The organism is Bradyrhizobium sp. Bra78 (assembly GCF_024519855.1).
Classification (GTDB): domain Bacteria; phylum Pseudomonadota; class Alphaproteobacteria; order Rhizobiales; family Xanthobacteraceae; genus Bradyrhizobium; species Bradyrhizobium japonicum_G.
Genome location: NZ_JALJRE010000007.1, coordinates 285532 through 300833, shown reverse-complemented (window position 1 = coordinate 300833; position 15302 = coordinate 285532). Strand labels below are relative to the sequence as shown.

Annotated in this window: 18 protein-coding genes and 2 pseudogenes; 12 read left to right on the top strand and 8 right to left on the bottom strand. The window is 61.9% G+C overall.

Annotation, left to right across the window (positions count from 1 at the left end; translation table 11 throughout):
* Positions 1-88 precede the first annotated feature (88 nt).
* Positions 89-697 carry a helix-turn-helix transcriptional regulator gene (locus tag OC450_RS18380; RefSeq protein WP_211384858.1) on the bottom strand — a complete coding sequence of 203 codons (609 nt, stop codon included), beginning with the start codon at positions 695-697 and terminating at the stop codon, positions 89-91.
* Between the two features lie 167 nt (positions 698-864).
* Here OC450_RS18380 and OC450_RS18375 point away from each other — a divergent pair, with 167 nt between their 5' ends.
* A complete protein-coding gene (locus OC450_RS18375) occupies positions 865-1395 on the top strand; it encodes a GcrA family cell cycle regulator (RefSeq protein WP_262048399.1) in 531 nt (176 codons plus the stop codon).
* A gap of 46 nt (positions 1396-1441) precedes the next feature.
* Positions 1442-2017: a hypothetical protein gene (locus OC450_RS18370; RefSeq protein WP_211384860.1), complete on the top strand. Its 576-nt coding sequence runs from the start codon at positions 1442-1444 to the stop codon at positions 2015-2017.
* A 46-nt stretch (positions 2018-2063) separates the two neighbouring features.
* Here OC450_RS18370 and OC450_RS18365 read toward each other — a convergent pair whose 3' ends face one another.
* A complete protein-coding gene (locus tag OC450_RS18365; RefSeq protein WP_262048398.1) occupies positions 2064-2420 on the bottom strand; it encodes a hypothetical protein in 357 nt (118 codons plus the stop codon).
* 195 nt (positions 2421-2615) lie between these two features.
* Between OC450_RS18365 and OC450_RS18360 the strand changes: the two genes are divergently transcribed.
* The 3 genes from OC450_RS18360 to OC450_RS18350 all read left to right on the top strand — a co-directional run bounded on the left by OC450_RS18360 (position 2616) and on the right by OC450_RS18350 (position 4143).
* Entirely contained in the window at positions 2616-3080 is a 465-nt protein-coding gene (locus tag OC450_RS18360) for a hypothetical protein (RefSeq protein WP_256809406.1), read from the top strand.
* A gap of 392 nt (positions 3081-3472) precedes the next feature.
* On the top strand, positions 3473-3658 hold the full coding sequence (locus tag OC450_RS18355) for a hypothetical protein (protein ID WP_211384863.1): 186 nt from the start codon (positions 3473-3475) through the stop codon (positions 3656-3658).
* A 143-nt stretch (positions 3659-3801) separates the two neighbouring features.
* Positions 3802-4143 (top strand): phasin, encoded by a 342-nt coding sequence (locus OC450_RS18350; RefSeq protein WP_094972645.1) that lies wholly within the window; start codon positions 3802-3804, stop codon positions 4141-4143.
* 163 nt (positions 4144-4306) lie between these two features.
* Here OC450_RS18350 and OC450_RS18345 read toward each other — a convergent pair whose 3' ends face one another.
* The 3 genes and pseudogenes from OC450_RS18345 to OC450_RS18335 all read right to left on the bottom strand — a co-directional run.
* Positions 4307-4627 carry a c-type cytochrome gene (locus tag OC450_RS18345; protein ID WP_256809407.1) on the bottom strand — a complete coding sequence of 107 codons (321 nt, stop codon included), beginning with the start codon at positions 4625-4627 and terminating at the stop codon, positions 4307-4309.
* Between the two features lie 278 nt (positions 4628-4905).
* Positions 4906-5736, bottom strand: coding sequence for an alpha/beta hydrolase (locus tag OC450_RS18340; RefSeq protein WP_256809408.1), 831 nt, complete (start codon positions 5734-5736; stop codon positions 4906-4908).
* Between the two features lie 155 nt (positions 5737-5891).
* Positions 5892-6516 (bottom strand): annotated as a pseudogene (locus OC450_RS18335) (ShlB/FhaC/HecB family hemolysin secretion/activation protein); the annotation flags it as partial.
* A 122-nt stretch (positions 6517-6638) separates the two neighbouring features.
* Between OC450_RS18335 and OC450_RS18330 the strand changes: the two are divergent.
* Together OC450_RS18330 and OC450_RS18325 are read left to right on the top strand one after the other, a co-directional pair.
* The gene (locus OC450_RS18330) at positions 6639-7046 is read left to right on the top strand and encodes a GFA family protein (RefSeq protein WP_262048397.1); all 408 of its coding nucleotides are present in this window, start codon (positions 6639-6641) and stop codon (positions 7044-7046) included.
* A gap of 219 nt (positions 7047-7265) precedes the next feature.
* Positions 7266-8669: an NAD(P)-binding protein gene (locus tag OC450_RS18325; RefSeq protein ID WP_262048396.1), complete on the top strand. Its 1404-nt coding sequence runs from the start codon at positions 7266-7268 to the stop codon at positions 8667-8669.
* A 98-nt stretch (positions 8670-8767) separates the two neighbouring features.
* Here the strand turns inward: OC450_RS18325 and OC450_RS18320 are convergent, their stop codons facing one another.
* Complete coding sequence (locus OC450_RS18320; protein WP_211384868.1) at positions 8768-9028, bottom strand: hypothetical protein; 261 nt, start codon at positions 9026-9028, stop codon at positions 8768-8770.
* Between the two features lie 265 nt (positions 9029-9293).
* Here OC450_RS18320 and rocF point away from each other — a divergent pair, with 265 nt between their 5' ends.
* The 4 genes and pseudogenes from rocF to OC450_RS18300 all read left to right on the top strand — a co-directional run bounded on the left by rocF (position 9294) and on the right by OC450_RS18300 (position 12268).
* Positions 9294-10271, top strand: a complete 978-nt coding sequence (gene rocF, locus OC450_RS18315) for an arginase (RefSeq protein ID WP_211384869.1) — start codon at positions 9294-9296, stop codon at positions 10269-10271.
* A gap of 72 nt (positions 10272-10343) precedes the next feature.
* Positions 10344-11339 (top strand): annotated as a pseudogene (gene soxC / locus OC450_RS18310) (sulfite dehydrogenase); the annotation flags it as partial.
* Positions 11326-11868, top strand: coding sequence for a c-type cytochrome (locus tag OC450_RS18305; protein ID WP_256809409.1), 543 nt, complete (start codon positions 11326-11328; stop codon positions 11866-11868). The pseudogene soxC and the gene OC450_RS18305, both read left to right, overlap by 14 nt.
* A 115-nt stretch (positions 11869-11983) precedes the next feature.
* Positions 11984-12268 carry a hypothetical protein gene (locus tag OC450_RS18300; RefSeq protein WP_256809411.1) on the top strand — a complete coding sequence of 95 codons (285 nt, stop codon included), beginning with the start codon at positions 11984-11986 and terminating at the stop codon, positions 12266-12268.
* Between the two features lie 23 nt (positions 12269-12291).
* On the opposite strand, the gene OC450_RS18295 is transcribed toward OC450_RS18300, so the two are convergent.
* Positions 12292-13506, bottom strand: a complete 1215-nt coding sequence (locus OC450_RS18295) for a mandelate racemase/muconate lactonizing enzyme family protein (protein WP_211384870.1) — start codon at positions 13504-13506, stop codon at positions 12292-12294.
* A 91-nt stretch (positions 13507-13597) separates the two neighbouring features.
* Here OC450_RS18295 and OC450_RS18290 point away from each other — a divergent pair, with 91 nt between their 5' ends.
* On the top strand, positions 13598-13867 hold the full coding sequence (locus tag OC450_RS18290; RefSeq protein WP_249129181.1) for a hypothetical protein: 270 nt from the start codon (positions 13598-13600) through the stop codon (positions 13865-13867).
* Between the two features lie 42 nt (positions 13868-13909).
* Here the strand turns inward: OC450_RS18290 and OC450_RS18285 are convergent, their stop codons facing one another.
* The gene (locus tag OC450_RS18285; protein WP_211384871.1) at positions 13910-15199 is read right to left on the bottom strand and encodes an NRAMP family divalent metal transporter; all 1290 of its coding nucleotides are present in this window, start codon (positions 15197-15199) and stop codon (positions 13910-13912) included.
* Positions 15200-15302: the final 103 nt, after the last annotated feature.

Genomic DNA, 15302 nt, shown 5'->3' with positions numbered 1-15302 from the left:
CCGTGACCGGGAGCGCGGCAGGAGTATTTCCGAAAAACGGAATTAAGTCAAGGGTGATTTTCGAAAATCGGAAATCTTGACTGGCCTCCTACTTGCCCTTTTTGCGGGGGCGCGCAGACTTGGCGCGCAGCCGCTCGAGCTGGCCCTTGGGCATCGACAGGCAGATTTCTCCCACCCACTCGAGTTTTACGCCGACGATCGGCTTAGCGTTGAAGCTGTTGAGATTGACGACGGAAGGGGTTTTGCCCCGCTCGATGGTCTTCAGGTAGCGCTCGCCGGTCTTGAGCCGGACCACAGCCTCTTCGCCGTAGAAACTCGACAGCGGATGGCGCTGATCCTTGTAGACCACGATCACGTCGCCGCTCTCGTATTTTGGCAGCATCGAATCGCCCACGATCTCGAATGCGACGGTCTCTTCCATGATCGGGAAGGGCAGCGCGATATCGCCGAGGCCTTCCGGGGGAACCTGTTCGTAGTCCGGCTCGATCACAGCGCCGGCGCCGACGCGGCCCATGATCGGCGCGAGGTTGAGCTCGAGGTATTCCATGATCGGAATGATTTCCGACGCCTTTACCAGGCGTTCGCCGCCGAGGATCTCCGAAACCGCGCCGGGTCGCACGCCCATGGCCGCCGCCAAGCCGCCCTTGCTCTTGCCTGTCTTTTCCAGGCCCCGCTCGATCATTGCAACGTCCAACATGCTGATTCCCTTGATTGCGCGCCGTCTCACCCTCTTGTAATCCGAAATTCGGAATTGATGCAATTATGAATATCAGAATTATTGCTTGACTTCGGTTTCGGAATACCGGAATGTGCGTTTCGCCTCGCGATCGTGCGATCGGAGGAGGCGCATCACAGGACAGCAGCATGGAACCGGGCCATTGGCCGTCGGAGCACTCCGACGCGCTTCGCGACTATTTTCTCAAGGGCATGTCTTATGCGGAGATCGGAAGGCAGATTAATGCAAGGTTTGGAACGGCTTACACGCGCAACGCGGTGGCTGGCCGCGCCAAGCGGCTTGGGCTCGCCGCACCGACGCGGATGACGGGTCCATCGATCGTGCCATCTTTGCCGTCAGGAGCCCGCCCTATCGCGCCGCCCCGTCCGGCGTTGCCGAACCTCAACTTACCGCCGAAATCCGCAATGAAGCCTGCGCGGGCCAAGTTGCGCTGCGTCGGGGTCCAGCCGCGCCTGATCCCGTTGGTCGAACTCGCGCGCGGCGATTGCCGCTATCCCTATGGCGGCGACAGGGAGGGGGAGGAGATTGCCTTCTGCGGGCACCCGCGCCAGCCGGGCTCGAGCTATTGCACGCCGCATGCGCGCCTGACGTGCCGTTCTGGAGCCGAGGCCGCCCGCATCGCCGGTCCCGTGATGCTGAGGCTGGTCTCCGCTGCCTGACCTCGTAGTCACCCGCTCGATCGTCAATTTCACAAGGAGTATCCAAGTGGCTCGCGTCCGACGCAACAAGTCCTACAAATTGGCGAATATCCACGACCGCCGCTCGCGCGAGGTGCCGTTCAATGCCGAAGTGGCCGAGGTCGAGATCGACAATCCGCTGGCGCTCGACCCCGGAGAGAAGATTGTGGCCGTGCGGTCGATCCGCGGCGATCCGCTCGGCCGGTTGCACGCGCACCATCAGATCGATGAGGCACAATACCGCAGTGGACGTGCCTTCCAGAGCGATTGGGAGATGGCGGAGCGAGGCCCTCAGGCGATGGACCCGACCCGAGAATATGTCGATGGCGCGCGCACGCGCGAGCCTGTCACCGAAAGCCAGCGCCAGGCGGTGCTCCGGCTCAACCGGATCGAGCGTGAACTCGGCACCGACGGCGCTGCGCTGGTGCATGACGTGCTGGTGCTCGGCCTGACCATGGACCAGATCGGGCAGCGTCGCGCCGTCCGGACGCAGCGCTGGAACGACTATTTTGCGAGGCGTTTTCGTGAATGCCTGGATCGGCTGGCACTGATCTATGGCTTTGCGACGGATGCGGGGAAACAGCGTGCAGGGCAGCGCAGATGACAACGGCACGCCTGCCATGGCGACCGCCGGCGTGCCAACCTGCTGCTCAGGGATGCGGCAGGATCTGGTAGGGCGTGGTATAAGGCTCGACGCGCAGCGAGGCGTTCGCCAAAAGCCCGATCCTGGCAGTCGGCGCCTGCTGCAATTCCCCGTTCGGACCGCGATGCACGTTGTATTGCCAGACGGTGAGATCGCCCTTCTGCGCCAGAGCGTGTGCAACCGCGCTAGCATCAATGCCGCCGAGCGCGTGAAGCTCCTCCGCCGACAATCCGACGACGATTTCGTCCTTGATGGTGACGATCTTGACCAGGTTCATCTTGGTCTCCTGCGCCCATGTGCCTGGTATCGAAAGGGTGAGAAGCGCGACTGCGGCGCCCTTGATGAGATCGCAGCGAGAAAGCATGCCGTCGTCCTTTGGTGGCGGCGCCCGAATGGATTCGTCCATCGGCCATGGCGCGCTTGATTTGAGTGACTGTTCCGCAACCGCTCTGTCGTGCTCTCTGCAACAACGGTTCACGGGCGGAAACATATTCGGCGACCGATGAACCCCGATGCGAAGAGTTGCGTCCAATTCCAACGGCGCAAGGCGACGGAGCAGATGAAATTCACCGGCATGGTCTGCCTTCTCACATCTCTTGGTGCGGCAGGCTCTGCGGCGGCAGCCGATCCGTTCTACATCGGCAGCTGGACATTCACGGCCGCCGTGGTCGCGCCATGGGCCGATCCTCAACACAAGCCTGATGGCACCGAGCAGGCGCGGCTGATCGGAAAAGCGGTTGTCTTCAAGGCGAGAGAGATATCAGGACCCCGTTCCTTTGCCTGTGAAAATCCGCAATACAAGGTCACGTATTACGGCCCCGACATGGTCTTCCAGGGGGCATTCGACGAGATGCGGCGCGCCGACAGGAAGGTCGATCCCAAGGCGCTTGCCACCTCGCTCGGCTTCACCGCTGCGCGGATCCGGACGCTGGAGACCGGGTGTGAGATCGACATTCATTTCGTCGACGATACAACCGCAGAGATCGGACTCAACAATTACGTGTATACGCTGAAGAAGCACTAATTCGCACTCGCCAATGTCCATTCACATCCGAAACAGAGCGAAATGCACCGCCGATTTGACTGCAGGCGGGTTCGTGTGCGGTATGAATGACGCTTCTTGACGCAGGTGGGTGACGGCGCTTCATATTCCTGTTATCCGGAATTGCCGTGCTGCGATGCAGACAAAGCATCGCTATGCCGACCGTTGGACTTGCCGGAAGGGTTGTTGCTTGGCATAATTGCAACCTGTTCGGTCGAGCCCGTCGGTTCGGGATATTGTCGTTCAGCGTGCTAACCCGCCGGGTTTCCCGGCCGAGAGTTCGCCGTCGCCATGCCATCCGGTTATGGCGTTCGGTTATCGAGTGGGACCCTCGACGTCGGATCACGAAGGCCGATGCTTGTCATAGGTGCGAGATGAAAAACCTCAATTTCGCGGCTGAGCTGCACCTCAAGCTCGGCGCGCCTGCGGGCAGCACCGTCGAAAGCCTGCGCCTGCTCCGCGCGTTTTTGAAGCTCGCACCCCGGCAGCGTTTTGAGGTCATCAAGCTCGTTGAAGACCTTGCCACCGACGAATCCCTCCCCGAGCACCCCCTGTCCTGAGCCAGGCCACGCGCCGGCCTCACGCCTTGTCCCGCGTTTTCCTCGCTGAAGCGGGCCGCAGGGCGACGTTTGCCCCCGGCTGGCCGCTGGTAGGCAATCCGGCAAGTGTGGTATTCAGTTAAGAAAAAGGGAGGAGTGCGATCATGATCGAACCGAAGCTCGAAGTTCCGGCCGAACTGCGCGACCTGGCCGAGAAGACGATTGACCAGGCCGAAAAGGCGTTCGGCATGTTTTTCGAAGCCGCCACCAAATCGATGTCGTCCGTTCCGGGCGCGGGGACGGAAGTGTCGAAGCAGGCCCTCGTTTTCACCGAGCAGAACATGAAGTCGGCGTTTGAGCATGCACGCAAGCTCGTTCATGCCACCGACCTGCAGGAAGCGATGCGAATCCAATCCGATTTCCTGCGCAGCCAGTTCACCAGCGCCGGAGACCACATGCGCCAGATGACCGGCAGCCTCATGCAACCTGGCAAGGGCAAGTCCTGATTGATCCTGGGCGGCATGGAATCCGCAGCTCGATGCTGGCGCAACTCCATGATGGGCCGCCGACTCGAGCTCATGCGCCGTCCATCATCCTTATCTGCTAATCCCTGCCGGTCCTCCGGCAGGGATTTGCATTTTGTGACAGGTGTCGCGCTTGGCTGGCGCTCTACGGACGCAGCGATCCGATATAGGCCGCGATGTCGCCGGCTTCGGTCCTGCTCAAGGGAAAGCTCGGCATCTTCGGATGTGGGTCGAGCAGGAAGAAGGCGAGCTTCTCCGGACTGAAGTCCGGCCGGCGCGCAACGGACGCGAAGGAGGGGACGTCTGCGCTTGCCTGGGCCTGGCCCTCCGCCACGACATGGCAACTTGCGCACCAGCGCTTGGCCAGGTCGGCACCGTGACCGGCATCGGCGGCTAGAGCGGTCGACGTGCTGAAGCCCGCGGCCACGGCAAGCAACAGGCAGATTCGTCTCAAATGCTGGTGCATCGGGCAACCTTCATGCGTTCGCTTGCGGCCACTGTGCTCATCCGCAGCACGATCCCGGAAACTGGGAGAGATCGATGCGGGCGACGATCGACCGCAGCAGCCTGCGGACCGAACGATAGAGATGCCGCGCGAATCCAGGTGTCCTTGTCGCGCGCAAGCCCAAACGTTTCGTATCAAGGCTTTCGATGGACTGCGACACGTGCCTCTCCGAGATTGTGAGGCTCTCTGTATCGTGGCTGGTCCGGAGGCGCCTTGATCTGCCGCAAGGCGTCCCCCGGCTAATAGTCGCCGGGGTTCATGATCATCGGGCTCTTCGTATCGGCCGGCGCGAGCGCGCTGCTGGCGCTGTCGCGCAGGAATCGGTCGAGCGTCGCCTGGATCTTCTCCTTGACCGCATCGGGCCCGCGATCGCTCATCTCGGTATGCTGAGCGCCAGTGTGGACAATGTCGATGCCGCGCGCCTTGGCCTCTTCCGGCGTTGGCAGCACGCCGGGATCGGTGACGAAATGCGGATCCTTCGATCGGAAGGACAGGATCTTCATGTTGTCGCTGAGCACGAAAGGCACCCGCAGATTGTCGAGCGTGATCACTTTCGACACCAGCTCCGGGTGCTGGTGGGCGACATACATCGAAACGTCGCCGCCGTTGGAATGCCCGACGAGCGTGATGTGGTCGTAGTCGGCGTTCTCCTGCCGCCTCTTCAGCTCACCCAGGGCGAAGAGGATGTTGGCCTCGCAGCGGATATAGACCTCGCGCCGTCCGACATATGGCTGGCCGACCTGGGTCATCAGCGGCGGATCGCTCGGCAAGTCCTGCTGGATGCTGGCAACGAGATAGCCGCGTGCGGCGAGCACGTTGGCGAGGAAGGAATACTCGGTGGCCTTCACGGTGTTGCCGTTGCTGATGATGGCGAGCGGGAGCTTCCAGAGGCCGAGATTGGCCTTGGTCTCGTAGTCACGCCGCACCGCAATTTCGACCGAGATCGGCCGCTGGCGCGCGGCGTCGAACAGGGTCAAAAGCTCATGGCGGATCGCGAACCGGCTGACGACGAAATACTGGCCGACGCCGAGGACGCAGAGAAGCGCCAGAATTGCAAACACCCTTTTCATGGTCTCGTCTCAAATCACGTTTGACTGAACATGGCCATTGTGACCGCCCGGGTCGAGCGATCGTGAGAAGGTTACGGGATTAAATTTAGGCAAGTCTGTGAGCAATGCCCCAAAAGGGGCTGCATCCGGGGGGCCGCGCGATGGACGTTGGACAAAAGGCAGCCGCCCTTGCCGCGTTCCGGGCAGAGCCGGAACGCGCTCGACAGCGTAAACAGCAAGCGCGGACTGCGGCGTTCGTTGTCGGGCGCGCGATAGCTTAGGGGGACGGCCACGGCGAGGTCGGCCTGGAGATCGTCTGGCAGGAAGAAGCGCACGCCTGCTCCGGCCGATGTCAGAGAGAGGCCGTCGCTCGGGCGATAGCCGTCGTTCCAGACTGCCCCGGCGTCGCCGAAGGCGTAGAGCTGATAGCCCGTCCAGTAGCGGAAATTGAGCTTCTGGTCGAAGCGCGGTTCGAGCGAGCCGGCAAGACCGTTGTCGCCGCTGATCTCGACTGCATCGTAGCCCCGGCCGAAGGCCGCGCCGCCGAGATAGAATTGCTGCGAGGTGAACAGCGGCCGCGACGCCGCTGTGGCTCGCCGCGGAGAGCTTGAGCGACCAGGCGTCGTTGAGTGTCTGGTAGCGCGTGAACCAGAGGTTCAGCACCGAGAAGTTCGATGATGCGCCATCCCGCGACAACAGATCGTCGTCGAAATGGGAGGCACCGAAGATGTCGAGGCCCTGGCGGTAGGTCAACGTCGCGAAGTTGATGCCGCCGAAACGATCCTGGAGCCGGTAGTCGGCGACCCAAACCAGACGTGCTGGCTGGCTTATTTGATGCTAAAGTCTCTGCGCAAAAATGCATGCTGAGCCTCATGCGCACGTTTGCACGGGCTCTCGCATGAAACGCGCTGCGGAGGATTGGGATGAAAATCGACGGGCGTTGTCACTGTGGATACATCACCTTTGAAGCCAAGATCGAGCCGGACAAGACCCTGCTGTGTAATTGCACCGACTGCCAGACGTTCTCCGGCTCGGCATTTCGCGTGCATGCCTTCGCGCAGGAAGACGATTTCAGGTTGCTCTCGGGCGAACCGAAAATTTACGTCAAGACCGCCGAAAGCGGCAACAAGAGGCCACAGGCGTTTTGCCCGGAATGTGGAACGCATATCTACGCTACGGCGCTCGGAGCAGGCCCCAAGGTCTTCGCCATCCGCGTGGGATCCATTCGTCAACGCGACCAGATCGTCCCCCATACGCAGTGGTGGTCTCGCTCCGCTCAGCCCTGGCTTAAACATGTCGATTCGATGCGAACGTTCGAGAAGCAGCCTTAGATCGACCAGACCGGCAATCTTGACCTGATGGCCGTTGGCCGCAGCGATCGGTCTGCGATTGACCTGAACTGGACATTCAGCCCAAAGTGCCTGCGATTTTCGCTCGCGCCCGTTTCCATTCTCTGACAATTAAGACATATTTTCGCCGACGGCAGACATCACGCCGAGGCGGCAAGCCGAGATGCGGCGTCTGGGGTAGGCACCAGGAGCATTTAGCAAATGCTGACGACCGACTATTTGATTATCGGCAGCGGTGCCGCGGGCATGAGCTTCGCAGATCAGTTGTTGACCGAAACCAATGCAAGCATTGTCATCGTTGATAGACATCACCTGCCTGGTGGCCATTGGAACGACGCCTATTCGTTTGTCCGCCTGCACGCGCCATCTGCATTTTATGGCGTGGGCTCACGACGCCTCGGCAACGACTGCATCGACGTATCCGGCCTAAACAGGGGTTATTATGAATTGGCCTCGGGTGCGGAGATCGTCAGTTATTTCGACAAGTTGATGCAAGAGAGATTTCTTCCATCCGGCCGTGTCCAGTATTTTCCGATGTGTGAGTACGTGGGGCACGGACGGTTTATTTCTCGCCTCTCAGGCACAATGCAACAGGTCGCATTTGGCAAGAGGCTCGTGAACGCCGCGTTCCAGGACACACAGGTGCCCTCGACACACACTCCATCTTTTCAAGTTGCCGAAGGTGTCGAGCTTACAACGCCTAACCTGCTGCCCATGTATGCGCCCGGACACGAACGACGCGTTATCCTCGGAGGTGGCAAAACAGCGATGGATGTCTGTATCTGGTTACAGCAGATGGGCGCCCGGCCAGAAAGTATCCGATGGATCGTGCCACAAGATTCCTGGGTACGAAATCGCGATATGATGCAGCCCGGAGATGCATTTTTCGAGCGTACTGTTGGCGGAACGGCCGATCTGTTTGAGGCAGCGGCCGAGGCCACTTCGGTCGCCGATCTCTTCGAGCGTCTGGAAAAACGAGGTCAGATACTGCGCATCGATCGGACGATCTGGCCGACGGCTTTTCGCGGAGCTACGCTTTCGATACTCGAAGCGGAAGCGTTGGGCACCATCAAGGACGTGGTGCGCAAGGGGCGTGTTAGGCGGATCGAGCGCGACTCCATTGTCCTTGACAGAGGCAATGTCGATGCCGCGCCGGACGATCTCTATGTCGATTGTACCGCGAAAGGATTCAGAAAACGCCCTGCGGTTCCGATCTTCAATGCGGATCAGATCACGCTACAGCAAGTACGTCCCGGACGTCTCAGTTTTAGCGCGGCCTTCATTGCACATGTGGAAGCATCCTATAACGATGACGCGATCAAGAACGATTTGTGTGCGCCAATTCCGTCAGTTGAGGTCGCCGAAGACTTTCTCAGCACCATGATCGCGACTTTGCGAAATGAGCGACGATGGACGACCGAAAAGGAGCTGCGTCGTTGGATCGACGAGCACAGGCTATCTGGCACCGGCTTCCCGGACACCGGCGTAGCGTCGAGTCCTAAAGGGACACGCATTCTTGAGCGTCTGCGAGAAGCGCGTCCACGAGCTGCGGCAAACCTGGCGCGCATTATCGCCGAACTCGATTCGACGCACCAGGCTTCGTGACCGGTGCACTCGCGAGGTCAGCTTCTGGCCGACCTGCGACCTCGGAGGCCTTCCGCTCTCCGGACATCAGGCGGCCTGCCGCTTGGTGAGCACACGCCCTAGCGCCGACGCGCAACCGCGACGCCGAACAGGAAGGCGACGAACAGGCTGGCAAGCGGCGCTTCGCGCGTGATCGCCGCAACCGTGGAGAGGGGCCGGCCGGGCTTTCGCGCTTCCTCGATTGCAGAGCCCAGGCGGTCGACAGCTGCATGCAGCCCACCAGCGACTTCACCCACCGTGCGGGAGACGTCCGTCGCTGCATCGATGGCGCGCTCGGCCATGCCGGGTTTGGAATCGGACTGCGGGATCTCGGTGCTCAAGCGTGCGACTCCGGGCTGATCGTGTGACGGAGGCCGGTACCTTTGGCTATCCGCGCGAGCGCTCGTTTTGAACAGCGGGTCGCATGACCTTTGGCTATCCGCGACAGGCGCCGTGTTTCTTACGGCGGGTACCGGCCTTGAATAAGCAATGCGGGGCGCGGGATTTTGTTCCGGGATGATCCGCCCGAGCGTGGCCTTCCCCGTGAAACGACGGATGCGAATCTCTGTTAGGCTGGCTTAACCTTGCCGATCTCAGGAGGCTGCTGTGACCGATCGGACCACGACGGATCGAGCCCGGCGCATCGCCTTGCTCGGTGCCCCCATCGACATGGGAGCTTCGCAACGCGGCACCCTGATGGGGCCTGCTGCGCTCCGCACCGCGGGCCTTGCGACACTGCTCGAAAGCCTGGATTTCGAAGTCGTCGATTACGGCGATCTCTCGGTCGCCGAGCTTCGGGATCTCGCAGACACGCCCCCCGAAAAAGCCAATCACTACCGTGAGATCCAGCGCTGGACGCGCGTGCTGAGCCTGAGAGGCTACGAGATCGCGAAAACCGGTGCGCTGCCGATCTTTCTTGGCGGCGACCACACGTTGTCGATGGGATCGGTGAATGCCATGGCCCGTCACTCGCGGGAGCGCGGACGCGAACTGTTCGTGCTGTGGCTGGATGCCCATGCCGACTACAACACGCCGGAGACGACGATTACCGCCAACATGCATGGCATGTCGGCGGCGTTCCTGTGCGGCGAACCCGGCCTCGACGGACTGCTCGGCAATGATCCGCGCGCCTCGATCGATCCGGACAGGCTCGACTTGTTCGGCGCGCGTTCGATCGACAAGCTCGAAAAGGAGCTGATGCGCACGCGCCGAATCCGGGTTGTCGACATGCGCCAGATCGACGAGTTCGGCGTCGCCGTGCTGATCCGCCGCGTCATCGAACGCGTCAAGGCGAGGGATGGCGTGCTGCATGTCAGCTTTGACGTCGATTTTCTCGATCCCTGCGTCGCGCCAGGCGTTGGCACGACGGTGCCGGGCGGCGCGACCTATCGTGAGGCGCATCTGATCATGGAACTTCTGCACGATTCCGGCGTGGTGGGATCGGTCGATATCGTCGAGCTCAATCCGTTCCTCGACGAGCGCGGCCGCACCGCGCGCACCGCGGTCGAACTGATCGGCAGCCTGTTCGGCCAGCAGATCGCCGACCGGCCGACCCCCAGCAACGCGATCGCGCCGGGCGAATGAAACGCGGGCCCTTTGTGCGTGCGAAGAAGAGAACCGCTGTCACGGCCAGCGGAGTTAGATCAGCCCAGATGGACGCCATTGCAGGAGTTCGATGGCATCATCACGCCGAACGGACTCTTCTACGAGCGGCATCATGGCGGCGTGCCGACCATCGATCCGGCCCAGCACCGGCTGATGCTGCACGGGCTGGTCGAGCGCCCCCTGATCTTCACGATGGACGATCTCAGGCGTTTCCCATCGGAATCGCGCATCCACTTTATCGAATGTTCCGGGAATCCCGGCTACAGCAAGCCTTACGGCAAGACGGCATCGGACCTTGTCGGTCTGGTGCGTCGTGCGGAATGGACCGGGGTGAGCCTCAAGCTGGTGCTGCAGGAGGCTGGATTGAAGCCGGAGGCCAAATGGGTCGTCGCCGAGGGCGCCGACGCGGCCGCGCTGACCCACAGCATCCCGATCGAGAAATGCCTCGAGGACGCCCTTCTGGTCTACAGCCAGAATGGCGAACGGCTCCGCCCGCAGCAGGGTTATCCGCTACGGCTCTTCCTGCCGGGGTTCGAAGGCAATATGAGCGTGAAGTGGCTGCGGCGCCTGCATGTGACTGCAGAGCCGGTTTATTCGCGCGAGGAGACCTCGAAATACACCGACCTCCTGCCGGACGGGACGGCGCGCGAATTTTCGTTTTACATGGAGGCGAAGTCGATCATCACGCGTTCGTCCGGCGGCCAGCGTCTGAACGCGCCCGGCTTCCACGAGATCACCGGCATTGCCTGGAGCGGGCATGGCAAGATCGCGCGGGTCGAGGTGTCCGTCGATGACGGCATGAGCTGGCAGGACGCGCAATTGCAGGATCCGGTGCTGACGCGGGCCCTCGCGCGCTTTCGATTGCCCTGGCGACGGGACGGCAAGCCTGCCGTGATCCAGAGCCGTGCGATCGACGAGACCGGTTATGTGCAGCCGACGCTTGCCGAGCTGCTCGCGGTTCGCGGCGAGAACTATTTCTACCACAACAACGCGATCTGGCCCTGGCGCGTTGCGGCCGGCGGCGAGGTGACCAATGCGCTGGCATGAGATTTTCGGCATTGCCTTCGCGATCCTGTTCAGCACTTGGGCAAGTGAAGCGCGGGCGCAAACTTCCTACGGCATCGGGCGGCTTGCAACGGCAGCTGAGATCGCGGGCTGGAACATCGATATCGGGCGCGATGGCAGCAATCTGCCGAAGGGAAGTGGCTCGGTCAGCCATGAACGCGAGGTGTTCGCCCAGCAATGTGCATCATGCCATGGCGACAAGGGCGAGGGTGGGCTGGGTGATCGGCTTGTCGGTGGGCAGGACACGATCGGAACGCCAAAGCCCATTCGAACCGTCGGCAGCTATTGGCCCTATGCGCCGACGCTGTTCGATTACATCCGCCGTGCGATGCCGCAGAACGCGCCGCAATCGCTGAGCGAGGAGGACGTTTATGCAGTGTCTGCGTACATCTTGAACCTGAATGGACTGGTGGGAGCGAATGCGACGCTCGATGCCAAATCGCTTGCAGCGGTCAAAATGCCGAACCGCGACAGGTTCCTCGGCGATGCGCGCCCCGACGTGAAAAAGTGAACGTATCGTGATGAGCGAGTTCCGCGCGGTGGCGCGGGACTTGCTTAAGCGAAGGGCGGAACTCGCGGGACGCGCTTGCGTTAACCCGCGAGAGGAAAACAGTATGGGTCCTTCGATGGCAACTGATCGCTTCGCAAACTCCATGTCCTCGGCGCTGCGCCATCCCGGCGTGATCGCGTTGATCGTGGCCGCCTTGACGATTGCTGCGATGCTCATCGTCGACCACGGGCCGTGGAACCGGGCCAAGACGCAACCGGCGCATGTCGCGATGTATCATACCACCGGTGAGGCCGCGCACGCTGCTGGCGCCAAGGTGCTTCCGACCCAACCAAAATCGCCGGTCGAGCCGGAACGGCCGGGGCCGAAAACGTCCCCGACCGTCAATCCCGTGACGCCGTGATACGCCTCAACTCTTGATAGGCCTCAGCTCTTGCGACCGTAGTTGAGAAGTCCGCCGCTGGCCTTGGGCGGATGCGCGCGAAGGGCTTCCTCGTTCGGATCGGTGCCCCAGCCGGGCCGGTCCGGAATGACCAGATGGCCGTTCGCAATCTCGGGCTCATGCGTGAATAGCTCGCGGTCCCACGCCAGGCGATCGATGTCGATCTCCATGATGCGCAGGTTCGGCACCGCGGCGCAGAAATGCGCGTTCATCATCGAACAGAGATGGCCGTAGAAATTGTGGGGAGCTACGTTGACTTCGAACGCTTCCGCGGCGGCCGCGATTTTCATCGACTGCCAGACGCCGTTCCAGGGCGTGTCGATGATCGCGACGTCCATGGCTTGCTCCTTGAAATAGGGCAGGAATTCCCGCAAGCCCAAAAGAGTCTCGCAGGACGAGATGGGATGCGGGCTTTGCCGGCGGATGTAACCGAGCGCTTCCGGATTGAAACTGTCGATCTCGATCCAGAACATGTCGAGGTCCGCGATGGTGCGCAGGATCTTCAGATAGCCCTCGGTCTTGGCGTTGAAGTTGCAGTCAAGCAGGATGTCGACGTCGGGGCCTGCACCGTCGCGGATCGCTTCCAGATGCATGCGCAGGTCGCGCAGGATCTTGCGGTCGACGTTGATCTCTGGGGCGAACGGAGAGCCGAAGCCGGGCCGCCAACCGGTCGGCTTGCCATCATCATAGGAAAAGATGTTGGTCTTGAGCGCGGTGAATTTCTGCTCGCGTACCTCGCGGCCCATCGCCTTGACGCCGTCGAGGTTCTCGATCGGAGGCTTGTACCAGGCGGGGTGGTTGATCCGCCATGTGGCGCAATGCGACCAGTAGACCCTGATACGATCGCGGATCTTGCCGCCGAGCAGCTCGTAGCAGGGCACGCCGAGACACTTTGCCTTGGCGTCGAGCAGCGCATTCTCGGTCGCGCCAAGTGCCTGCGCCACCACGCCGCCGGCGGCGGGACGTGTGGCCGCGAACAGCTCGGCGTAGATGCGCTCGTGCTGGAAAACGTTCTGCCCGATAACACGGGCGGACAGGCGCTGGATCGCAGCGCCGACGCCGGGCGAGCCAAAGCCCTCGTCGAACTCGCTCCAGCCGACAATCCCGTCTTCGGTGGTCAGCTTGACGAAGTGGTAGTTTCTCCAGCCGGCATCGCAGGCAAGAATTTCCAGACTTGTTGCTCTTGATGATTTGGTCATGTCGCTCCCTGTCGCCCGGCCGGGCCTTGTTTTTCTTGTGACTTCGCAAGCACGAGCCCAGCCTCAATTGTTAAGCTAACGATCGGCCGTCGTGAAGCCCGCCAAGTCGCGTCAGGACACGCCATTCGGCCCTTTGAGCTGGAAAATTCTGTGGAATCCGGTGGGGATCGCCATGATCTTTTCCGGGGTCGTCCCGAAATTGCGCCAAGCTCAGGCTTATTTGGCCACAATCGCGACCGATCCTGCCGCCATGAAATTCTTGGCCGTGATTTCGATTCTGGCGCTGCTCACGATGGGCGGGGGCGCGATTTCCGATCAGTTTCTGACGGCCGATCAGCACGTCGCGCAAGGGGTGGAATAGCGCGGCGGGCCAAGGCTCATTTTGTCCTTGGGGCAAGGCTGATCAGCCGATCGCGGACGAGGCCAGCAGCGCGAGCACGGCCAGCGCCATCAGCGCGGTGCCGAGCCAGCCCAGCGCGATCAGCCATGACCGGGCCCTGAAGCGGCCCATGATTGCCTTGCTCGAGACGATCAGCATCATCATCGCCATGATCGGAACGGCGACGATGCCGTTGAGCACGGCGCTCCACACCAGCATATGTATCGAATCGATCCCGGTGAAACCGAGTCCGAAGCCGATGATGGTTGCCGCGGCGATGATGGTGTAGAAGCCGACCGCCTCGTCCGGCTTCGCCTCCAGCGTCGCGCGCCAGCCGAAGATCTCCGCGACGCCGTAGGCGGCCGAGCCCGCCAGCACCGGGATCGCCAGCAGGCCCGTGCCGATGATGCCGAGCGCGAACAGGGCGAAGGTGAAGTCGCCGGCGAGCGGGCGCAGTGCTTCGGCGGCTTGCGTCGCCGAACCGATGTTGGTGACGCCGTTGGCGTGCAGTACCGAGGCGGTGGTGAGGATGATGAAGAAGGCGATGCCGTTGGAGAGCAGCATGCCGGCGATGGTATCGGCCCGGATGCGCGCCAGCTCCGGATCGCCCTTGCGCTGCGTTTCCTCGCGCAGCGGCTTGTCACGCTTGCCCTGGTTCATCTCCTCGACCTCCTGCGAGGCCTGCCAGAAGAACAGATACGGGCTGATCGTGGTGCCGAGCACGGCGACGACCATCATGAAATAGTCGGGGCTGACATTCGCCTTCGGCCACACTGCCGCGAGCAGCGCCGTGCTCCAGGAGATCTTCACGGTGAAGGCGGTTGCGACATAGGCGAACAGCGCCAAGGTGAGGAATTTCAGCACCGGCGAATAGCGGCGATAGGGCAGGAACACCTGGAGGATGGTCGATCCTGCCGCGAAGATCAGCGCGTGCTCGTGGTTGAGGCCGCCGATCACGAGCGAAAGCGCCTCGGCCATCGCCGCGATGTCGGCGGCGATGTTGAAGGTGTTCGCGGCCACGAGCATGGCGACGAGCGCCAGCACCGCCCAGCGCGGCGCGATGCGCATGACGTTGGCGGCGAGTCCCTTGCCGGTGACCCGGCCGATCTGTGCGCTGACGAGCTGAATGGCGATCATGAACGGGGTGGTCAGAAAAACCGTCCACAGCAGTCCGTAGCCGAATTGCGCGCCGGCCTGCGAATAGGTGGCGATGCCCGACGGATCGTCGTCGGCGGCCCCGGTGACGAGGCCCGGCCCCAGTCTCTGCAACAGCGTCGGCGCGGATTTCGTCGGCGTGAGGGCGCTGTCGCTCATGGAAGAAGAACCTCGATCGGTGCGGCGGTTGAAAGCAAATGCCAGCGAGGGAACAAAGGTTCCTGACAGGCGGTTGGCTCCTTGCCATTTCCGATTATGCTAA